General features: G+C 63.8%; 2 protein-coding genes. One reads left to right on the top strand and one right to left on the bottom strand.

The genetic code is table 11. The features are described 5' to 3' along the window. Positions 1–335: 335 nt before the first annotated feature. The gene (locus VBO01S_RS31485; RefSeq protein WP_062483092.1) at positions 336–569 is read left to right on the top strand and encodes a hypothetical protein; all 234 of its coding nucleotides are present in this window, start codon (positions 336–338) and stop codon (positions 567–569) included. Positions 570–596: 27 nt separating this feature from the next. Here the strand turns inward: VBO01S_RS31485 and VBO01S_RS31480 are convergent. After that, positions 597–1,000 (bottom strand): YqaJ viral recombinase family protein (locus VBO01S_RS31480; protein WP_174543731.1); only part of this gene is annotated, 404 nt, incomplete at its 5' end.

Below are 1,000 nucleotides of genomic sequence, written 5' to 3'. Positions count from 1 at the left end.
AGCACCGCGGCGAAAGCTCCCACGTTCTGCAGCTCGTCATAAACGGCTTGGTCCTTGGTAGCCCGGTAGACGATGCTCCCCATGTCAGTTGCTCCGGGTAGATGAGCCGAGCATGGCAACGCATGCGCAAGGCGGGTGGAATGTGGGAATGAGCGCGACGGGCACGCCGATCCCTGTGAGCAAGATGTTGTGTGGCATGTGACTGATGAAGAAAGCCCGCGCAAGGCGGGCTGTAGGGAGGGAAGAGAAATTCCGGGTATGGCCGCAGCGAGTCCCAGGGCAAGTTGTCGCGTGCGCGCTCATCCACCGGCGCCTGGCACGGCACAATTGCGCGCATGACGACGAAGGAGAGGCTGTCCGACGAGGAGCTAGGCGTACTGGCGAGCGAGTGGCGCAAGAAGGCGCTGCAGGGAGACCTCTACGCGCGCGGCACCGCTCACGAGTTCGAGACAGAAATGCGCCGCCGCGCCGGCTCGCCATTCACGAACTACGACACCCTGGACCTGCGCCCTCTGGAACTGCGGACAGCAACGCAGCGTCGGTGGTGGCGGTTCTGGCGGGTCGGTTGACCGACGGGAGCTTTCAGGGCTCAGAGATCACAGTGCGACCATCCCGCCTTGGTCGAGCGGTGCCTGATCGATCTCCACGCAGTGCCAGAACTCGCGCTCGGCATCGATGAGCCGCGATATCTCGACGTCGTCCCGCTCGACGCGATAGATGCGCAGATCCTGCCCACAGATCAGGGCGACGACGTCCATGGCTTGGACACCGGCAACGGCCAGTTGATGCAGGACCTGAATCCGCACGTAGCCGGGAAGGCCTTCAGCCCACATTGCCGCAGCATCCATCCCGACGCATCGGCACTCCAGGAGTTGGACGTCGGCAGCACCGACAACCTCGCGACCGGGGTGGGCGAACATCCAAGGGTGCTGAGGATGCCGCAGCAAGGTGCTGGTACGCTGCACCTTGCGGCCAGTGCGCAAGATGTAGTGCGCTGCAA

This window comes from Variovorax boronicumulans NBRC 103145 (assembly GCF_001591345.1).
GTDB classification, from domain to species: domain Bacteria; phylum Pseudomonadota; class Gammaproteobacteria; order Burkholderiales; family Burkholderiaceae_C; genus Variovorax; species Variovorax boronicumulans.
Note: the sequence above shows the minus strand (reverse complement) of the source record. Positions and strands in the feature narration are given on the sequence as shown.